At 61.2% G+C, this 15,010-nt stretch carries 15 protein-coding genes; 7 read left to right on the forward strand and 8 right to left on the reverse strand.

Features of this window, described 5'->3' with window-relative positions; translation table 11 throughout:
• Positions 1-77: 77 nt before the first annotated feature.
• The 5 genes from ABJ076_RS05475 to ABJ076_RS05495 all read right to left on the reverse strand — a co-directional run bounded on the left by ABJ076_RS05475 (position 78) and on the right by ABJ076_RS05495 (position 4,384).
• Positions 78-1,271, reverse strand: coding sequence for a DUF4055 domain-containing protein (locus ABJ076_RS05475; RefSeq protein WP_348190883.1), 1,194 nt, complete (start codon positions 1,269-1,271; stop codon positions 78-80).
• Between the two features lie 23 nt (positions 1,272-1,294).
• A complete protein-coding gene (locus ABJ076_RS05480; RefSeq protein ID WP_348190886.1) occupies positions 1,295-1,996 on the reverse strand; it encodes a peptidoglycan-binding domain-containing protein in 702 nt (233 codons plus the stop codon).
• 60 nt (positions 1,997-2,056) lie between these two features.
• Positions 2,057-3,328, reverse strand: a complete 1,272-nt coding sequence (locus ABJ076_RS05485) for a terminase family protein (RefSeq protein WP_348190887.1) — start codon at positions 3,326-3,328, stop codon at positions 2,057-2,059.
• Complete coding sequence (locus ABJ076_RS05490; protein WP_348190890.1) at positions 3,282-3,764, reverse strand: hypothetical protein; 483 nt, start codon at positions 3,762-3,764, stop codon at positions 3,282-3,284. Before ABJ076_RS05490 ends, ABJ076_RS05485 begins: the two co-directional genes overlap by 47 nt.
• A 203-nt stretch (positions 3,765-3,967) precedes the next feature.
• A complete protein-coding gene (locus tag ABJ076_RS05495) occupies positions 3,968-4,384 on the reverse strand; it encodes a DUF6362 family protein (RefSeq protein WP_348190892.1) in 417 nt (138 codons plus the stop codon).
• A gap of 227 nt (positions 4,385-4,611) precedes the next feature.
• Here ABJ076_RS05495 and ABJ076_RS05500 point away from each other — a divergent pair, with 227 nt between their 5' ends.
• Positions 4,612-5,334, forward strand: a complete 723-nt coding sequence (locus ABJ076_RS05500) for a S24 family peptidase (protein WP_348190895.1) — start codon at positions 4,612-4,614, stop codon at positions 5,332-5,334.
• A gap of 80 nt (positions 5,335-5,414) precedes the next feature.
• Positions 5,415-5,825, forward strand: coding sequence for a YbaN family protein (locus ABJ076_RS05505; protein ID WP_348190898.1), 411 nt, complete (start codon positions 5,415-5,417; stop codon positions 5,823-5,825).
• A gap of 21 nt (positions 5,826-5,846) precedes the next feature.
• On the opposite strand, the gene ABJ076_RS05510 is transcribed toward ABJ076_RS05505, so the two are convergent.
• Positions 5,847-6,374 (reverse strand): copper chaperone PCu(A)C, encoded by a 528-nt coding sequence (locus ABJ076_RS05510; RefSeq protein WP_348190901.1) that lies wholly within the window; start codon positions 6,372-6,374, stop codon positions 5,847-5,849.
• A 224-nt stretch (positions 6,375-6,598) separates the two neighbouring features.
• Between ABJ076_RS05510 and ABJ076_RS05515 the strand changes: the two genes are divergently transcribed.
• Positions 6,599-8,320: a class I SAM-dependent RNA methyltransferase gene (locus tag ABJ076_RS05515; RefSeq protein WP_348190904.1), complete on the forward strand. Its 1,722-nt coding sequence runs from the start codon at positions 6,599-6,601 to the stop codon at positions 8,318-8,320.
• Entirely contained in the window at positions 8,317-8,568 is a 252-nt protein-coding gene (locus tag ABJ076_RS05520) for a ribbon-helix-helix domain-containing protein (protein ID WP_348190906.1), read from the forward strand. Before ABJ076_RS05515 ends, ABJ076_RS05520 begins: the two co-directional genes overlap by 4 nt.
• Here the strand turns inward: ABJ076_RS05520 and ABJ076_RS05525 are convergent.
• The gene (locus ABJ076_RS05525) at positions 8,554-12,141 is read right to left on the reverse strand and encodes an AsmA family protein (protein ID WP_348190909.1); all 3,588 of its coding nucleotides are present in this window, start codon (positions 12,139-12,141) and stop codon (positions 8,554-8,556) included. The two genes, ABJ076_RS05520 and ABJ076_RS05525, sit on opposite strands and share 15 nt — an antisense overlap.
• A 229-nt stretch (positions 12,142-12,370) precedes the next feature.
• Between ABJ076_RS05525 and ABJ076_RS05530 the strand changes: the two genes are divergently transcribed.
• Positions 12,371-13,108 (forward strand): sulfite exporter TauE/SafE family protein, encoded by a 738-nt coding sequence (locus ABJ076_RS05530; protein ID WP_348191182.1) that lies wholly within the window; start codon positions 12,371-12,373, stop codon positions 13,106-13,108.
• Between the two features lie 36 nt (positions 13,109-13,144).
• Positions 13,145-13,435 (forward strand): putative quinol monooxygenase, encoded by a 291-nt coding sequence (locus tag ABJ076_RS05535; protein WP_348190912.1) that lies wholly within the window; start codon positions 13,145-13,147, stop codon positions 13,433-13,435.
• Between the two features lie 7 nt (positions 13,436-13,442).
• On the opposite strand, the gene ABJ076_RS05540 is transcribed toward ABJ076_RS05535, so the two are convergent.
• On the reverse strand, positions 13,443-14,297 hold the full coding sequence (locus tag ABJ076_RS05540; protein WP_348190915.1) for a hypothetical protein: 855 nt from the start codon (positions 14,295-14,297) through the stop codon (positions 13,443-13,445).
• A 262-nt stretch (positions 14,298-14,559) separates the two neighbouring features.
• On the opposite strand from ABJ076_RS05540, the gene ABJ076_RS05545 reads away from it, so the two are divergent.
• Positions 14,560-14,973 (forward strand): DUF350 domain-containing protein, encoded by a 414-nt coding sequence (locus ABJ076_RS05545; protein WP_348190918.1) that lies wholly within the window; start codon positions 14,560-14,562, stop codon positions 14,971-14,973.
• Positions 14,974-15,010: the final 37 nt, after the last annotated feature.

Raw genomic sequence — 15,010 nt, forward strand, 5'->3', positions numbered from 1 at the left:
CGGTAAAGACGGTTCCACGTCACGGCTATGCCACTACAATCAATGGGTTGCAATGGCTTTTCTATTCAACCGATGGGCTAATTCGGCGAGTCTGCGCGGTGTAATGCGACCCTTATGGCTTCATTTCGGGGAGCGCCGAGCCAGTCCGCCATAAAGCCGAATGCGGCGGTCAATCCATCCTCGACGGCATGGATCAGGCCGAGCAGGGAAGTGTTGTTTTCCGCCGCGTCTATCGCCCGCGCCGTCGCGGTTGTTGACCCGGCACCGCCGCGCCGGGTCATAAGATCCAGTCCCATGACGGCCATCCGGTCCTCCAGATCAATCAGATCCTGCCGACCGGCGGCGATCGCGGCGCCGCTATGTTCGACAAAACGCAAGTCGGCGCTCTCGCCCTCGCCGGTGACGATCCGGTTCGGGCCGAGCGCGAGGCCGTCTTCGGGGAGCGTCAGGTTGCGGCCGAACAGGATCGGCACACGGGCGACATGCAGAATGTGACGCTGGTCGCTTGCCGATTGCCAGTGCGCAAGGTTCAGCCAGGCGAGATCCATCAGCGGTGGGTGCGCCGTCATGAAGCCCGCCCGGTTGGCATAGATGGTGACGAGGGGAATGCATCCGAGGCTGCTGTCTCCCTCATCATCGCGTCGCCATGGACCAAGGCCGTCATCGCCGCGTCGCCATATTTCAAAGCGGCCGGGATAGAGCACCCGGATCTGGCGTTCTGTCGTGTCATCCCACGTACCGGATGCCCTGTTCACGGTCTCCCGAATGCGGACCCGCGTGAGGGCGCTGCCGATGCCGCTCTCCTGGCCGCGCCAGCCGATCAGGTCCGGCGCCTTTATATGAACGAGATAAGGCCGTGCGGTCTCCTTTCCTCCCTCTCCGATCCGGGGATGGTCGACTAGGATATGCGTGAGGCCGTCGGTCAATGCGGCCTGCATCACATCGCGCGCGAACACCGTGAGGTTGCGGCCGCCCAGATCGACATTGTCCGCCAATGTCGCCAGGGCGTCCGGTGGAGTCCCTGTCAGGCCGGCGGGGCGGTGGAACGGTTTTCCGAGCAGGGTCTGGATCGTGCGCTGCAATCCGTTGAACAGTACGCTCCGGTTCAATCGGATTGTATAGGCTTCTCGGGTCTCGCCCGGCTCCCGGGGCAGCCATTTTTCTCCGCGCTGCCGCATGATGCGGGTGCCGCCGAGCAGGTCGTGGATCAGCTCCCAATCGGTGGCCATATCCTGATAGGCGGCATTCGGAGTCGCGACGTCGGAACTCATTTTGTGACCTTTCTGCGGAATATTCATCCGTCATGCCTGAGCCAGAGTTCCCGGCAGCCGGCATAGTCTATCTGTTCCGGCGTCAGCCCCCCGACAGGTCGGGTTTCCGCTGCGACGAGGGACCAGATGGCGTCTGGAACCGGGCTGTGCGGCTGCTCCGAGGACGTCAGCCGTCCTTGTTCGGTCAGCCATTTCAGGCCGTGAAAATGGATCCGGACACGCTGTGCCCGGGTATTGCGGTCTTCCGGTGCGGGAAACCTGATCAGGAAGCGGTACCTGTCGAACACCCGTTCTGCCAAGGCTGCCAGCCGCCGCCCCAGGACGGCATTGCCGTGGTAGCCCAGGCTGCGCAATTTCGTGGTCATCACCCCCAGGACATGCTCGCCGCAGCGGGGCGGAACATAAAGGGTAGCGGTTCCGGTCACAGCGCGCAGACCGGCAAGGACAGGGGTCGTTGCTTCCCGCAGGCACAGGAATGTCACGGAGGCCGGCGAGATCACCGCGCGGATATCGTCACCGGCGTCGTCGAGCAGGCCGAATTCCTCCTGAAAACGGTTTATGGCATCCAGCAGCGCATCGCTGGCCAAGCCATCGATCCTGCCGGGCCAGTAGGGTCGTCCGAGCAGATCCCTGATATGGGCGAGCAGGGCCTGAACGAGGGCTATATCGTGCGGTTGCCCGCTGCCGGGGCCGACGCTTGTTTCGAGGTACGCGATTACAGACATCTCCCACCTCCCCAAGTGGCTGGCCCAGAGGCCGTACGTTCAGGTTCAGCTCGGTCGGACTCAGATCAGGAAGTGCCCGGTCTGAGTCCGGTTTCTGCTCAGTAAGAGCTCCGTTAGTGCCCAGACCAGCGCATCCACACGGTCGGGTGAGCTATTGCCGCCCGATGCTCCGGTGAAGCTGCACATTTGGTCCTCAAGCAAATCAAGGCGGCCGATATGATGGACACGGCCCTGCTCGTAGAGGGCTGCAACCGGCTCGGCCCGGGTCTGCTTGCCGCGGCTGGCACGTACCAGACGCAGCGGTACGGACGGATCGACACTGCGCAGCACCTGCTCCACCATATCTCCGCCCTGATTGATTTCGGCGACGATGCGATCCGCAGCATGCCGGTGATAGGCGTCGATGGCGCGGGCTGCCCAATCGTTCGGGGCAAGCCGTCCTGAAAGATCCTCCAATACAAAAGCTGTTTCGGCGGCGCGTCCGGCGACCAGGATACCGGTCTCGTTCGAAGCGGCGTGGTGGCTTGCCGCCGGATCGATCGCGACCACGATGCGGTCCAGAGCGGGCTGTCCTCCCGGCGCCACGCGGGCCGCTTCAAGCCGCTCCCGGCGCCACAATGCTCCGGGCACATCGGTCAGGAATTCACCGTCGAGTTCCTGCCGTCCAAGCCGGGTGCCGCCATAGGCGCTTTCCATGGCGGCAAGAAAGCCCGGGGCAAGGTTGAGGCGGTTTTCCGTGCTTCGGCCACGGGTCACGACGGAGCCGTCAGCCTCCGCGATACGCTTCAGCCAGTCTTTCGGACGCGGCGTTGTGGTCGCAATGCATTGCGGCCGGGTGCCGAGCCGGAGGGCCATCATCAGGTTGTGCCAGGCTTCGGGCTGGGGCCAGGCTGCGATTTCGTCGGCCCACGCGATATCGAACTGGTGGCCGCGCACCTGGTCCGGATCATCGGCGGACAGCAAGGTGGCGACACTGCCGGATTTCCAGGTGAGCCGGCGCTTCGATGGCTCGTAGCGCGGTTGTTCCCATGGCGGGGCAATGGCCAGCAGGCCGCTCTCTCCTTCGACCATGACGTCGCGGACATCACCAGCTGTGGCTCCGATGATCGCAGCACGCTGACAGCGGCCGCTTTCGAGCGCCGTCCTGATCCATTCAGCGCCGGTTCGGGTTTTCCCGAAACCGCGTCCGGCCAGGATCAGCCAGACACGCCAGGTGCCATCCGGCGGCAGTTGTTTCTCGCGCGCCCAGAACGGCCAGTCATACAGCAGGAGGGCGGCTTCGGCGTCACTGATCCCGCTCAGGAACCGGGTCCGCTCTATCGGATTCATCATCCGGAGCGGTTGGGGGTGGAGAGAGAGCTTCGAGACGGGCGGCGAGTTTTTCCTTTGCTCCCTTGAGGTGGCGCTCCAGGTCTTCTGATCCGGCATCTCGTCCCTCCCGGAAAGTTTCCGGGCGGTGTGCCCGCAATAGGAACATCAGGAGCGAGTCGGAGTATTTTCTGACCGTCCCGCAGATCCTGCCTTGATGGAAACGCGGTTGTTCAACGCCCTCGACGGCCCGGCTTCGGGCCTCGGCCTCAAGCAGGTCGACCGCTATGTCCAGGGCATCGTCCCAGGCGTCGGCGAAGGTCTGATCCTGCCGCCTTATCTGATAGGCATTGCTACGATCGAGCCGCGCCTTGCGGGCGGCTTCACTGACATTTCCTGTTTCGGCGAGAGCTTTCAGAAAATGCCGCTTCTTGCGGGTCCGGGCTGCGGATTCTGCCATGCGTTTCACCCAATAAAAAAGGCGCCCTGCGGGGTGTTCCCACAAGGCGCCGACGATAGAATAGTATTTAGCCGATTTTATAAACCTTGTAAAGCGGTTTTTTCCGATAGAGCGTCATTTGTTTGTATGTTGATCTGGCGGTGCGGCAAGAAATATGCTGCTAAATCAACATTTTGTGTTTTTTAATAATCGGAAAAAACCGATCAATCAGGTCTGCGAAAAACGTGTGGTGGAGGCGTCTTCCGGAGGCGGTCACGGATTGCGGCCAGTCCCCGATCTTCGATCCGCCGCAGTGTGACATGGCTGCGCCCGTCAATATCCTCCAGCTTTCGCCAGGCCACACCGCAGGCCCGGGCCCAAACCACGATCCTTTGCTCCTGATCGCAGGCGAACATCCAGCCGAGGCTTTCATCGAGACGGTCGATCGCCGCCGGACTTGGCGATGCCGGCCGTGTTTTTCCCGGTGACAATTCATGCGCAAAGCTGTTTTGCGCGACATCGGGCCACCCGGTGAGTCGAGCTTTGGCATATGCCCTTGGTAATCGGTGCAAAGTGTCCGCTGCTTCTTTCAGGTAATGTTTGATCCATTTTGGATCCGGCGCAATCTGCGTGCTCGTCATTGACTCCCTCCAGTCGGAACCGATCATCGTCGCGATGAACAGAGCGTCGGTAAAGGTGTGGTTATGGCATTTCTACGCCTAAAGCGTTAAATTGCGACGAGATCGGATTTTCCCGGTCAAAAAATACCTTTGCCACTGACGCTTAGGTTGTTTTAGGCCAAAGATTAATATTCGGCAATAGGAAAAAAACTCTTGATCATCCGATTATGGGGGCATAGGTTCCAGTTATGAAGCTCGATATCCAGCGAAAGCGCATCCTGGAATTGGTGGCGCATCGTGATCCTCCAACGGATCTGAAGAAAGCCTCGCTGGCTTGCGGCAAGAATCACGCCTACCTGCATCAGTTTATCAATCGTGGAACGCCGCGAAAGCTGCCGGAAGACGTGCGTTATGCCCTGGCCAGCCATCTTGGCGTCGATGAGGCGGTGCTGCGACCGGAGCACGGAGTGGTTTCTTCCCCGTCTCCGGCGCGCCGCATAGGCCCCGCTGTGACCATGCCGTCTGTTCCGGGCTCCGGCCCTGTCGACCAGTCGAGAGTAACAGCGGTTCCCGAAGTGCGCATTTCCGCCTCGGCCGGTGGCGGGGCTAATCTCGAGCAGGAGCCGGGCGGCAACGACTGGTACTTCGATGCTGGCTGGCTTCGATACGAGCTGCGGGCGTCGGCCCGCGATCTCCGGGTAATTTCTATCGACGGAGACTCGATGGAACCGGTGCTGTATTCCGGCGACAAGGTGATGATCGATCTCAGCCGCACGGCCCCGTCTCCGCCGGGAATTTTCGTGCTGCATGACGGTATTGGCCTGGTTGCCAAGCAACTCGAATATATCCCGAACAGCGACCCGCCGCGGGTACTGATCCGCTCGGAAAGCGCGCGCTATCAGGATTACGAACGGACTATTGAGGAAGTGAATATCGTCGGCCGCGTGATATGGTTCGCTCGTCGCCTCTAGGCATATGCCGGGGGCGGTACTAAATCTTAACGGATCAAGTCCATCATCAGCGTGCGAGACAGAGCGCGCGGAGACGAGAGTTGAGCGGATCGACAAAAACCATCTGTGGCCCCTGGCGGTATGTGCTGCTCTGCGTCGGCATGATTTGCACGGTGTTGGGGATTGCGGGGATTGTGCTGCCGGGATTGCCGGGAACGCTGTTCTTGCTGATTGCAGTCTGGGCTTTTTCCCGCTCTTCCGAACGGTTTCACCTCTGGCTCTACAACCATCCGCGCTTCGGAAGCGGTGTGCGTGCCTGGCATGAGCATGGGGTGATCCCGCTGCGTGCCAAGATGGCCGCCGTGACGATGATCTCGTTCTCTTTCGCGCTGCTCTGGGGCTTTGTGCTGGAGGACTGGCGGCTGGCGGCTGCAACCGGTGTCGTGCTGGCCCTGGTCGCTACCTGGATCGCGACCCGACCGGGAGCGATCAAGCAGGAAGACCCCGCCTGATCGCTTGCCGGAAAAGGCAGGTCAGTTCTTCTTCGTGCCGTGACCGTGTTTCATATCATGCTTCATGGGCTTTTTGCCGGCACCCGCGCCAACGGACTCGACCTTGACGCTGACGGTCACCGAACCCGATTTCTCGAAGGTCAGTGTCAGCGGGAATGTCTCGCCTTCCACCAGCGGTGCCTTCAGGCCGATCATCATGACGTGAAAGCTGCCGGGCTCGAGCATCGCATGGCCATGCGCCGGGACCGGAACTGGGCCGCTCGGCCGCATTTTCATTACGCCGTTTTCGTGCAGGTGCGTGTGCAGTTCGACCCGGGCGGCAACGTCGCCGGATGCCGCCATCAGACGGTCATCCGTCCCGCCGTGATTTTCCAGTTTCATGAAAGCGGCGCCATTCTTGGCGCGGCCAGGTGTCGCGCGGGCCCACGGATGGTCAACGAGGATGTCGCCGGCCTTGAACTCATGGGCCGAGGCGATGCCGCTGAACAGGGGCAGGGTAATGATGGCGAGCGCGGCAAACCGCGCGGCGGTTTTTACAAACTTGAGCATTTTTCTGTCTTTCAATTCTTCGGGGTGCGGCTAAGGCGCCGCTTGTCTTGAGGAGGATCGAAAGCTCAGATGGGAGGTGCCCGGGGATTGCGGAGGCGGATGAATCTCTGACGACAGGCCGGATAAGGCCCTGATGCGAGATGGTCAGGCGCGATGATCTGTCCGGCCGTGTCGGAATTGCCCGAAGGCAAGGCTGTCGCAGTCGGCACGCCACAGAGTGTACAATGCTTGCAACCGGCTGCGTTATCCTGCTGCCTGCCTTCCTTGGCTCCGCCGGCATCAACGATGGCGCCGAGACACAGTTTGGCGAGGTCGGCGGTGAGACTACCGGGAGGCGCCGGGGTCAGGGCGGCGGAGGCGCCGAGAGTGAAGCCAGCCTGGGTCACGAGGGCCAGAATACCGAAAACAGCCGCGATGAAACGGCGGCGGGCATGGCTGTGTCCCGCCGATATTCGCAGTTCGGTTATTGTCATCGTGGCGCGTCGCATGTCATCACCATAGCAGGCGCCGCTGGCAATGGTCAGGGGCTATACGTCGCATGCAGAAAGGGCGGACGCTTTATGGGCCGAGGACGGCAGAGAAGCAAGCGGGCACAACGGTCCACGCAGCGGCCGGCGCAACGCCGGGGATATGCGGCCAATACGCCGCTCCTCGAAGTAGCTGTCGAACGGCTCGGCGGACGAGGTGACGGTTTGGCCCAGGCGGAAATCAAGACCGGCTACGTCAGCGAGACCCGTCCGCTTTTCATTCCTTTCGCTCTGCCTGGCGAACGGGTCCGGGTGCGCCCGGTGTCCGACCGTGGAGAGGGCGTTGCCTGCGATCTGATTGAACTGGTGGAGTCGGCTCCGGAGCGGGCCGATCCTGCCTGTGCTCATTTCATGACCTGTGGAGGCTGCGCTGTGCAGCATCTCGACGCCGGAGCCTATCAGGCCTGGAAGCGGGATCAGGTCGTACAATATCTCAGCCGGGCCGGGTTGGGTGAGGTGACCGTCGGGGCGTTGCGGACCTGCGCGCCTGCTGCCCGGCGCCGAGCCGATTTCGTGCTCCGAATGACTGGAAAGAAACTGGTCGCCGGTTTCCATGAGCGTGGCAGCAACCGCATTGTCGAAATCACCGAATGCCCGGTCCTGCGTCCGTCCGTCTTTGCTTTGATGGCCCCGCTGAGGCAGCTTTTCGGCGGTGTGTTGGAGTCAGGGCAGTCCGTCGATTGTGTGGTGAACGAGCTTGATAACGGGCTCGATCTGTTGCTCCGCCTGCCGGACCATCCCGATCTCGATTTTCGCGAGAAGCTCGCCGACTTTGCCGATGACCAGGATCTGACCCGGCTTTCCTATCATGCCGAGGGTGACAGTCTTCCGGACCCGGTGCCGCTGGCGCAGCGCCGCACGCCGATTATCACCTTCGGATCGGTCTCCGTGACGCCGCCGCCTGGCGCCTTTCTGCAGGCGACGGTGGATGGCGAGGCGGCGATCCAGGAGTTGGTGTGCGAAGGCACGGGGGGCGCGCGTGCCGTGCTCGATCTCTATGCCGGATGCGGCACCCTGTGTCTTGCGCTGGATGGGACTGCGGAACGGCTTGCGGTCGAAGGCGACGATGCTCTGCTCGCCGCGATCCGGTCTGGGGCCGATGCGGCCAGGCTCGGAGGGCGGGTCCGAACCGAGAGGCGAGATTTGACCCAGCGTCCCTTTGCCGGCAAGGAGCTCGGCAAGTTCGATGCGGTGGTGCTCGATCCACCCCGCGCTGGCGCACGAGAACAGGCGGCGGCCCTGGCTGCATCCAAGGTGCAGCGGATCGTCTATGTCTCCTGCAACCCGGCCACATTCGCCCGGGATGCGCGGACGCTGGTGGATGGCGGCTATGAATGCGTTGAAGTCACGCCAATCGACCAGTTTCTCTGGACGCCGCATATCGAGCTGGTGGCCAACTTCGTCCGGCGCGGCGCGTGAGTGCGACAAGAGAGCGGGATCCAACCCGGATCCGCAAGCGGACGGTGACGGTCTCCGGTCACGTCACCTCGGTATCGCTTGAAGAGGCGTTCTGGGATGTATTGAAGGGGATCGCCGCTGCGAGAGACCTCTCGATCAACAGTCTGGTCTCCGAGGTGGATGCGACGCGCAGCGGCAATCTTTCAAGCGCGCTGCGCGTTTTCGTTCTGTCGGAACTGCTTGGCGGCACGCCGTCAGTTCCCGAGTAACCCTTTCAGCACGCCGCGCAGCGCCTTGCGGGGATCGACCTTCTCGACGGGTTCGCTCGGTGCGGCTTCCGGCGTGGTCGTTGTCGTACCATCGCTGCTGCTGCCCGTGTTCTTGTTGAACTGCCGCAGGATGCCGCGCTCGATCACCCGCTGCAGCACGTAGGTCTGCAGCTTGTTGGCATCGAGGATCTGGCGCGGATTGTCGAGTGGGCCGGTAAGGCGCAAGCCGATCGGCGGTGAGTTCGAATGCTCGCTGAGCCAGAACTGGGTGCGGACATCCATTTCCTGCGGCGGCAGATTGACGACGGCGGTGCCGCGTCCCTCGGCTGCTTTCGACTTGAGCGAAATGTCTTCCGATTGCAGTACACCATTGGTGATCTTGTAGGTCGCGCTCAGGCTATCGAACGGTGTTGTGCCGCCTTGCATGGCCCTTTGCGCCAGCACCAGGAAATCGACGGAGCGGTCGAGCTGCTTCAGCTGCTCGCTTACTGCCGGCAGGTCGAACCCCTCTACACTGCCGTCGGCGACCTTCACCGAGCCGCTGCCCTGCAATCCGGAAACCAGCGCGTATTCGCTGCGGCCCGAGGTGCTCAGACTGGTTTCATAATCCAGAGTGCCGGTGACCTGGGGGGCGCCGGTCGCTGTGGCCGCAGCCTGCTGCACATCGGCGTTCTTGACGCTGAGGGTGAGCCCGGCCGACGGCGTTGTACCGTGTTTCAGGGAGGCTGTGCCGTTCAGGGTGCCGCCGAACAGGCCGGAGGTCAGGCGTGACACGGTCAATGCGCCATTCTCCAGCACTGCCGCCAGGTCGACTTTGTCCAGCTCATAGGCGCCGTAGAGAATTTTTTCTGCCTTCAGGCCAATATCCGCATCTGCGGCGAGCAGTCCCGAGGTGTCGATCGACTCCCGCGACCAGGTCCGGGAACTGCTTTTCACCGGCACAACAGGGGCAACGCCGCCAGCCGGTGGAGCACTGCCCTTTGGCAGCCAGGGATCAATGGCGATGGCCCCGGATTCGGCGGTGAGCATCAGTTTGGGGCGCTGCCCGGTGAGGGTGAGTGCAGCCGTACCGGTCAGGGAGACCGGTCCAAGGCCGAGCCGCAGGCCGTTGACATTCAGAGTATCAGTATTGCCTTCGAGGCGGCTTACCAGGGTTGCGGGTCCGAGGTCGCGCTTCGATGGAGAATAACCCGGCGAGAACCCACGTATCAGGGCCACCACATCCGGATGAGCATAGCGCGTGTCGAGTGCAAGCGCTGTGCTGTCAGAACCAGGAGCAACCGTCCCCTTCAGTCCGAGCTGGCCCCCGCCGAGATCCATCGTTGCATCGACGCCATAGGCGCCGTCAGGCGCCGACATCACGGTCGCTGCGAGCGCTAGGGAGCCGAGCGTTATGTCTGTCGGGATCGCACCGGGAGACAGGGTTGCCGCGAGTTCGTCCACGCTCGGGTGCTGCAGCTTGACTGCCAGATCGACGTTCAGCGGTTGCGCCAGGGGGTGCAGGATGCCTTTGACCGAGGCGGTTGCACCGGCTGTTTTTGCCGTCGCATCGACGGTCAGGGCCGACAGGTCGCCGAGGATGCTGCCGTTCAGGGTGGCGCTGCCGATGCGTTGCAGCGTTTCGTTCGGCTCAATGCCGGCGAGGCGGGCGAGGCGGGTGACCGACTTGGCGTCGATCATAAACTCTAATTTCGTGTTCGGATCGGATACGGACCCGGCGAGCGAACCACTCAGATCGACCTTCGCGCCACCAAGGTCTGCGATGGCGAGTTTGCTGACTGAGAGCGCGCCGTTCTGAATTCGGGCTTCGAGCTGACCGCCGATGATCGGGGTCTTGCGCACTGTAATTTGGTCAAACCCGATCCGGACATTGGCATCGAAACTGTTCAGGGCGACTGCGGCCTGCTCCATGGGAGAGGGACCGCTCGGTGCGGGTGTGCCGGAAGGAACGGGCTCTGTTGTACCGGCCTGGTCTTCAGGCGGAAGATAGGCATCCAGATTGATCTTGCCGAGATCCAGCGCCAGGCCGAATGCGGGGCGATCGCGCAGCAACAGGGTAAGGCCGCCCCGGATTTGGGTTGTGTCGAGATCCATGGTCCAGTTGGTCAACTGGATCTGTTCCAGGCTTGCGGCAATGTCAGCGCCGAGGCTGCCCTTACGCAGACGGTCGGGGGCAACAGAGTCGATTTCGATGTCGAGCCAGCTTAGCGTTCCGCGCAGATTGTCCGACACGAAGTCCGCACGGCCGGAGAATTGCGGTTTACCGTTTGCGCTTTCAAGGGTGCCGGACAGGCTGATGTCGGACCCGCCGGGCATTTGCGCGCTGAATACATTCAGGGCCGCCGCTCCGCCTGAAAGTGAGGCCTCGATCCGGGGCTGGCGAATGACCCCGCCGCGATAGTCGATAGCATCGGCAGTCAGGGTCAGGTCGGCGTCGATCCCGGTCGGGAGGGTGAAATCCGCAGCGGCGGTGTTCGCTGGGGCCGATGTGGCGGTGGGAGCTTCTCCGCCAGCAACATTGTTGCTGGCTAATGCTGTCAGCAAGTCATCCAGCACGAACCGGTCGAGTGCAAGCCTCGCATCGACGTCGACGCCGTCGGCGAGACGGGCCGTGACGGCACCTTTTGCGGAGAGTCCGCCTGCGCTCAGGGCAAGTTCACCCAGAACAGCCTGCTCCGAGGAGGCTTCCAGCTTGGATGACAGTTTGAACGGTCCGGCCAGCGCGGCCGGAAGTGCTTCGGTGCGCGCGCCGAGCGGTGCCAATGCTGCAGCGGCGGCGACAAGATCGTTGCCGCTTACGCCGATGGTACCCATCAGCCGGGGCATGTCGCCGAGCACGAGGGTGCCACTATAACTCAGCTCCGCCGCCTTGTTGCCAAGAGTGACGATGGTCTCCAGCGGTGTCGCATGACCGGCGTCTATCGTGCCGGTCGCTGCGGAAAGCGCGACCGGCACGTCCTTGTAGTTGAAGTCGCCGGTCAGTTTGAACGGGCCGTTCAGGCTGTTTGCGCTGAGCGCGGCAGCCAGTCCTGCGACGGTATGGGTTTCTCCCGTTGAGTGATCGAAAAAGGAGATGCGGCCGTTCGTGATCGTGGCGCCGTCAAGACTGAGATCGATATCCCCGCCGCTGGCTGGCCCGGCGTCTCCGCTGCTGCTGCCAGCCTCTCCCGCCGTATCGGGGGCGGGGGTGCTGAACGTCCAGTTGTTGCGACCGTTCGCAAACTGCTCAAGTGCGACGACTGGATCTTCCAGGGTAATGGATGCGACCTTCACCTTGCCGCTCAGTAGCGGCGCGAGCGCGACATGGATTTGCAACGCGCCTGCCGAGATGAAGGTGTCGGCGTTGCCGCCTTCCGCATTCGCGAGCTTCAGCTTTTCAACGGAAAGCCGGGGCGCGGGAAGCACCTGGAAGCTGATGTCGCCGTCAATTTCAAGCTGCCGGCCGGTCTGTTCCTCGACCGTCCGGGTGATCTCGGTCTTGTAGCTGTTCCAGTCGATGAAACTGGGCCCGACGAGGACGACCACGCCCAGAACGACGATCAACGCCAGAACCGCGAGAACCAGTTTCTTCAAGTGGGGTCTCCATTTGGTGCCGTCTATTCGGAGACGGTGCCGGGTTGATCCAGAAGCACGGCAGCAATATGCCTGCAATCAGGTTCTCAATCTACATGGCGCTTGATCTGGCACAAGTCACCAAAGCGATAGGGTGGCGGCGTGACAGTGTTGGGGTAAGCTGCGGCCGATTTCTTTATTCCTGCGTTGGGGGACGCCGTCCGTGATTGAAGTCTTATTGCCCGACTCTGTGCCGCTATGGGCGTGTATATCGCTAATCCTTTTCAGCTATGTGACGTCTGCGGTGACCGTGACTTTCGGCCTTGGGGGCGGGGTTATGATGCTGGTCGCGATTGGATCCGTCTTGCCGCCGCTGGCGGTGATCCCGGTGCATGGCGTGGTGCAATTGGGCTCGAATGCCGGACGGGCCTATGTGATGCGCGAGCATACGGAGCGTAGGCTCTTTGGGTTTTTTGTCATCGGTGCGCTGGTTGGCGTCGCTATCGCAGCGCAGATTGTCGTCTCATTGCCGCAGGCGGCCCTTCAGGCGATGTTGGCTTGCTTCATTCTGTATACGGTCTGGGGCCCGAAGCTTGGCAAGCACAAGATACCGGCCGCCGGTTTCATCGGGGTCGGTGCAGTGACCACTTTTGCCACGATGTTCGTCGGCGCGACTGGCCCCCTGCTGGCCGCGTTCCTGCCGCCGGATCGTTACGGCAAGATGATAACGGTCGCGACTCACAGTGCCTGCATGATGGTGCAGCACGGGGTGAAGGTCGTGGCGTTCGGTATCATCGGCTTCGCTTTTCCGGAATGGTTGCCGCTGATTATAGCAATGATCGCGACCGGGTTCCTCGGCACGACAACCGGTAAGAAAGTACTGGAATGGATGCCGGAGCGTATCTTCGCTATCGGCTTCAAGACTGTTCTGACGTTGCTTGCAGTGCGTCTGCTCTGGGTCGGAGCCAGCAGCCTGATAGGCTTCTGACCGGATCAATGTGCCTTTGTGCTTGGAGATAACGAGATGTATGTCATCACCGTCGAATTTCACATCCGGCCTGCCATGGCGGCGGCGTTTAGGGAGGCTATGCTGGAAAATGCCGCGGCGTCGCTGAGGGTGGAGCCCGGCTGCACTCAGTTCGATGTCTGCTTCGACCCGCAAGATCCGGCGCACTGCTTCCTCTATGAGATCTACGACAATGAAGCCGCTTTCAAGGACCACCTGGCGAGCGACCATTTCAAGACGTTCGACGATCGTGTCGCGCCGATGATCGAGCAGAAAAATGTGACTGTCTGGGAGCGTGTTGAAGCATAATAGGCGGCTATTCCGCCGGGACTGATTCCGGAGCGATGTCGTCAACTGTACTCAGCGCTTCAGGCAGGTTCTCTGCGTTGGCGATTTGCATTGCCGCAGAAACGGCTGTTGGCATCGGGCGCACCACGGGATGCATCTTTATCGAGCGGATCTTGAGGTCGTGGATCGCATCGCGGGGCACGTAGTCCATGGCGATGCGGGCCAGTTGCCGCCGGAGATGCGGCAGGCGGATTTGCCATACCGCGCTATCGACCAGTCGCTGGATCTCAGTCTGGCAATGCAGCGATATCGCTTTGGATTTCTCGCGTATGACCTGGGCGCTGGCCTGGCCTGGCGCGGTAAAGAGGACGTCGATCACGAATTTCTGGTCGAGCCCGCGATCGCTTTCGAAATAGACCTCAATCGGCGGTGTCAGCCGAACTGGCTCAATCCGGATATAGCGGTTTGGATCGTGGCTGATGATCGGTTCGAAATGGAGCACGCTCATCATTGCCGTGATCAGGCATGTACCCATCGTGATGAAGCCGAACAGATGTGCCCAAGGCATGTGGTCGAGGGCGAGGGGGATCATCGGGTAGGTCACCAGACGGTTGTAGTAGTCCGGGTCGACGCGCCAGTTGAAAATATTGATGTGGAGCAGGAACGAGAAATCGCCCCAGTCATTTAGGGTCGGGCCGATGCCGAGAACAGCCGCGTTGTAAATGGCAACAACAAGGCCGGACAGAAAGATCATTCCAAGGGCGGCGGCAAGCCCGGCACACAGGTGCCATTTCATCCAGTACGCGGCGACCTCAACGCGATAGCGGTGCATCACACGCGCTTCACGTTCGGCTTGCTCGTCGAGGATGAGATAGCGTTTCATCAACGGGGATCTTTTCTTTCTTAATGCGGTTTCTGTTTTTGGTATTCAATGTTAAATCAATTTTAGCTAATTGACTTAAACTATAATGCCAGACTTATGGTTGTCCACACCCGCGTTTACTATAAACCGAAATTGCTAAGAATATGCTTAAAATTGCGAATATATAGTGGCGTCCGCGCCCTGTCTGCGCATATGTCGTGGTATCAGGGGGCAGTTCATTGCTACATTCCCTGCAGGGCTATTTTGAGGTGAGAGGCGAGAAATGTCGGGTGTGTTCAGTAGTCTGATGGCCGGTCTTCCGTATCTGGTCGCGCATTTCGCGGCGAGTTTGGGAATGCTGCTGATCGGAACCCTGATCTATATGCGGATCACGGCGCATGACGAGATGAAGCTGATCCGGGAGGGTAACGCGGCGGCCGCCCTCTCGCTCGCGGGGGCCGTGCTCGGCCTGGCGATCCCGCTGGCTTTCTGCTTGGCCGCCAGCGTCAGTCTTCTCGATATTCTGATCTGGGGAACGGTCACGCTGGTGATCCAGATTTTGGTCTTCAGGGTGACGGACCTCGCCATACGCAATCTTTCAACGCGCATTGAAGAAGGCGAGATCGGGGCCGCGACGCTCCTCGTTTCGATCAAGCTCTCAGTTGCTGCCCTCAATGCGGCGGCTGTTTCGGGCTAACGGCTGTGCGCTCTCTTCCACCTGAGAAACTGGGGAT

Source organism: Nisaea sp. (assembly GCF_039990255.1).
Classification (GTDB): Bacteria; Pseudomonadota; Alphaproteobacteria; order Thalassobaculales; family Thalassobaculaceae; genus Nisaea.

Coding starts and splice junctions, on each gene's coding strand:
- ABJ076_RS05475 (WP_348190883.1), bottom strand. CDS start 1,271: ATGAGTTCCGACGTCGCGACTCCGAATGCCGCCTATCAGGATATGGCC.
- ABJ076_RS05485 (WP_348190887.1), bottom strand. CDS start 3,328: ATGATGAATCCGATAGAGCGGACCCGGTTCCTGAGCGGGATCAGTGAC.
- ABJ076_RS05500 (WP_348190895.1), top strand. CDS start 4,612: ATGAAGCTCGATATCCAGCGAAAGCGCATCCTGGAATTGGTGGCGCAT.
- ABJ076_RS05535 (WP_348190912.1), top strand. CDS start 13,145: ATGTATGTCATCACCGTCGAATTTCACATCCGGCCTGCCATGGCGGCG.
- ABJ076_RS05545 (WP_348190918.1), top strand. CDS start 14,560: ATGTCGGGTGTGTTCAGTAGTCTGATGGCCGGTCTTCCGTATCTGGTC.
- ABJ076_RS05495 (WP_348190892.1), bottom strand. CDS start 4,384: ATGACGAGCACGCAGATTGCGCCGGATCCAAAATGGATCAAACATTAC.
- ABJ076_RS05540 (WP_348190915.1), bottom strand. CDS start 14,297: ATGAAACGCTATCTCATCCTCGACGAGCAAGCCGAACGTGAAGCGCGT.
- ABJ076_RS05490 (WP_348190890.1), bottom strand. CDS start 3,764: ATGGCAGAATCCGCAGCCCGGACCCGCAAGAAGCGGCATTTTCTGAAA.
- ABJ076_RS05510 (WP_348190901.1), bottom strand. CDS start 6,374: ATGCTCAAGTTTGTAAAAACCGCCGCGCGGTTTGCCGCGCTCGCCATC.
- ABJ076_RS05480 (WP_348190886.1), bottom strand. CDS start 1,996: ATGTCTGTAATCGCGTACCTCGAAACAAGCGTCGGCCCCGGCAGCGGG.
- ABJ076_RS05515 (WP_348190904.1), top strand. CDS start 6,599: ATGCTTGCAACCGGCTGCGTTATCCTGCTGCCTGCCTTCCTTGGCTCC.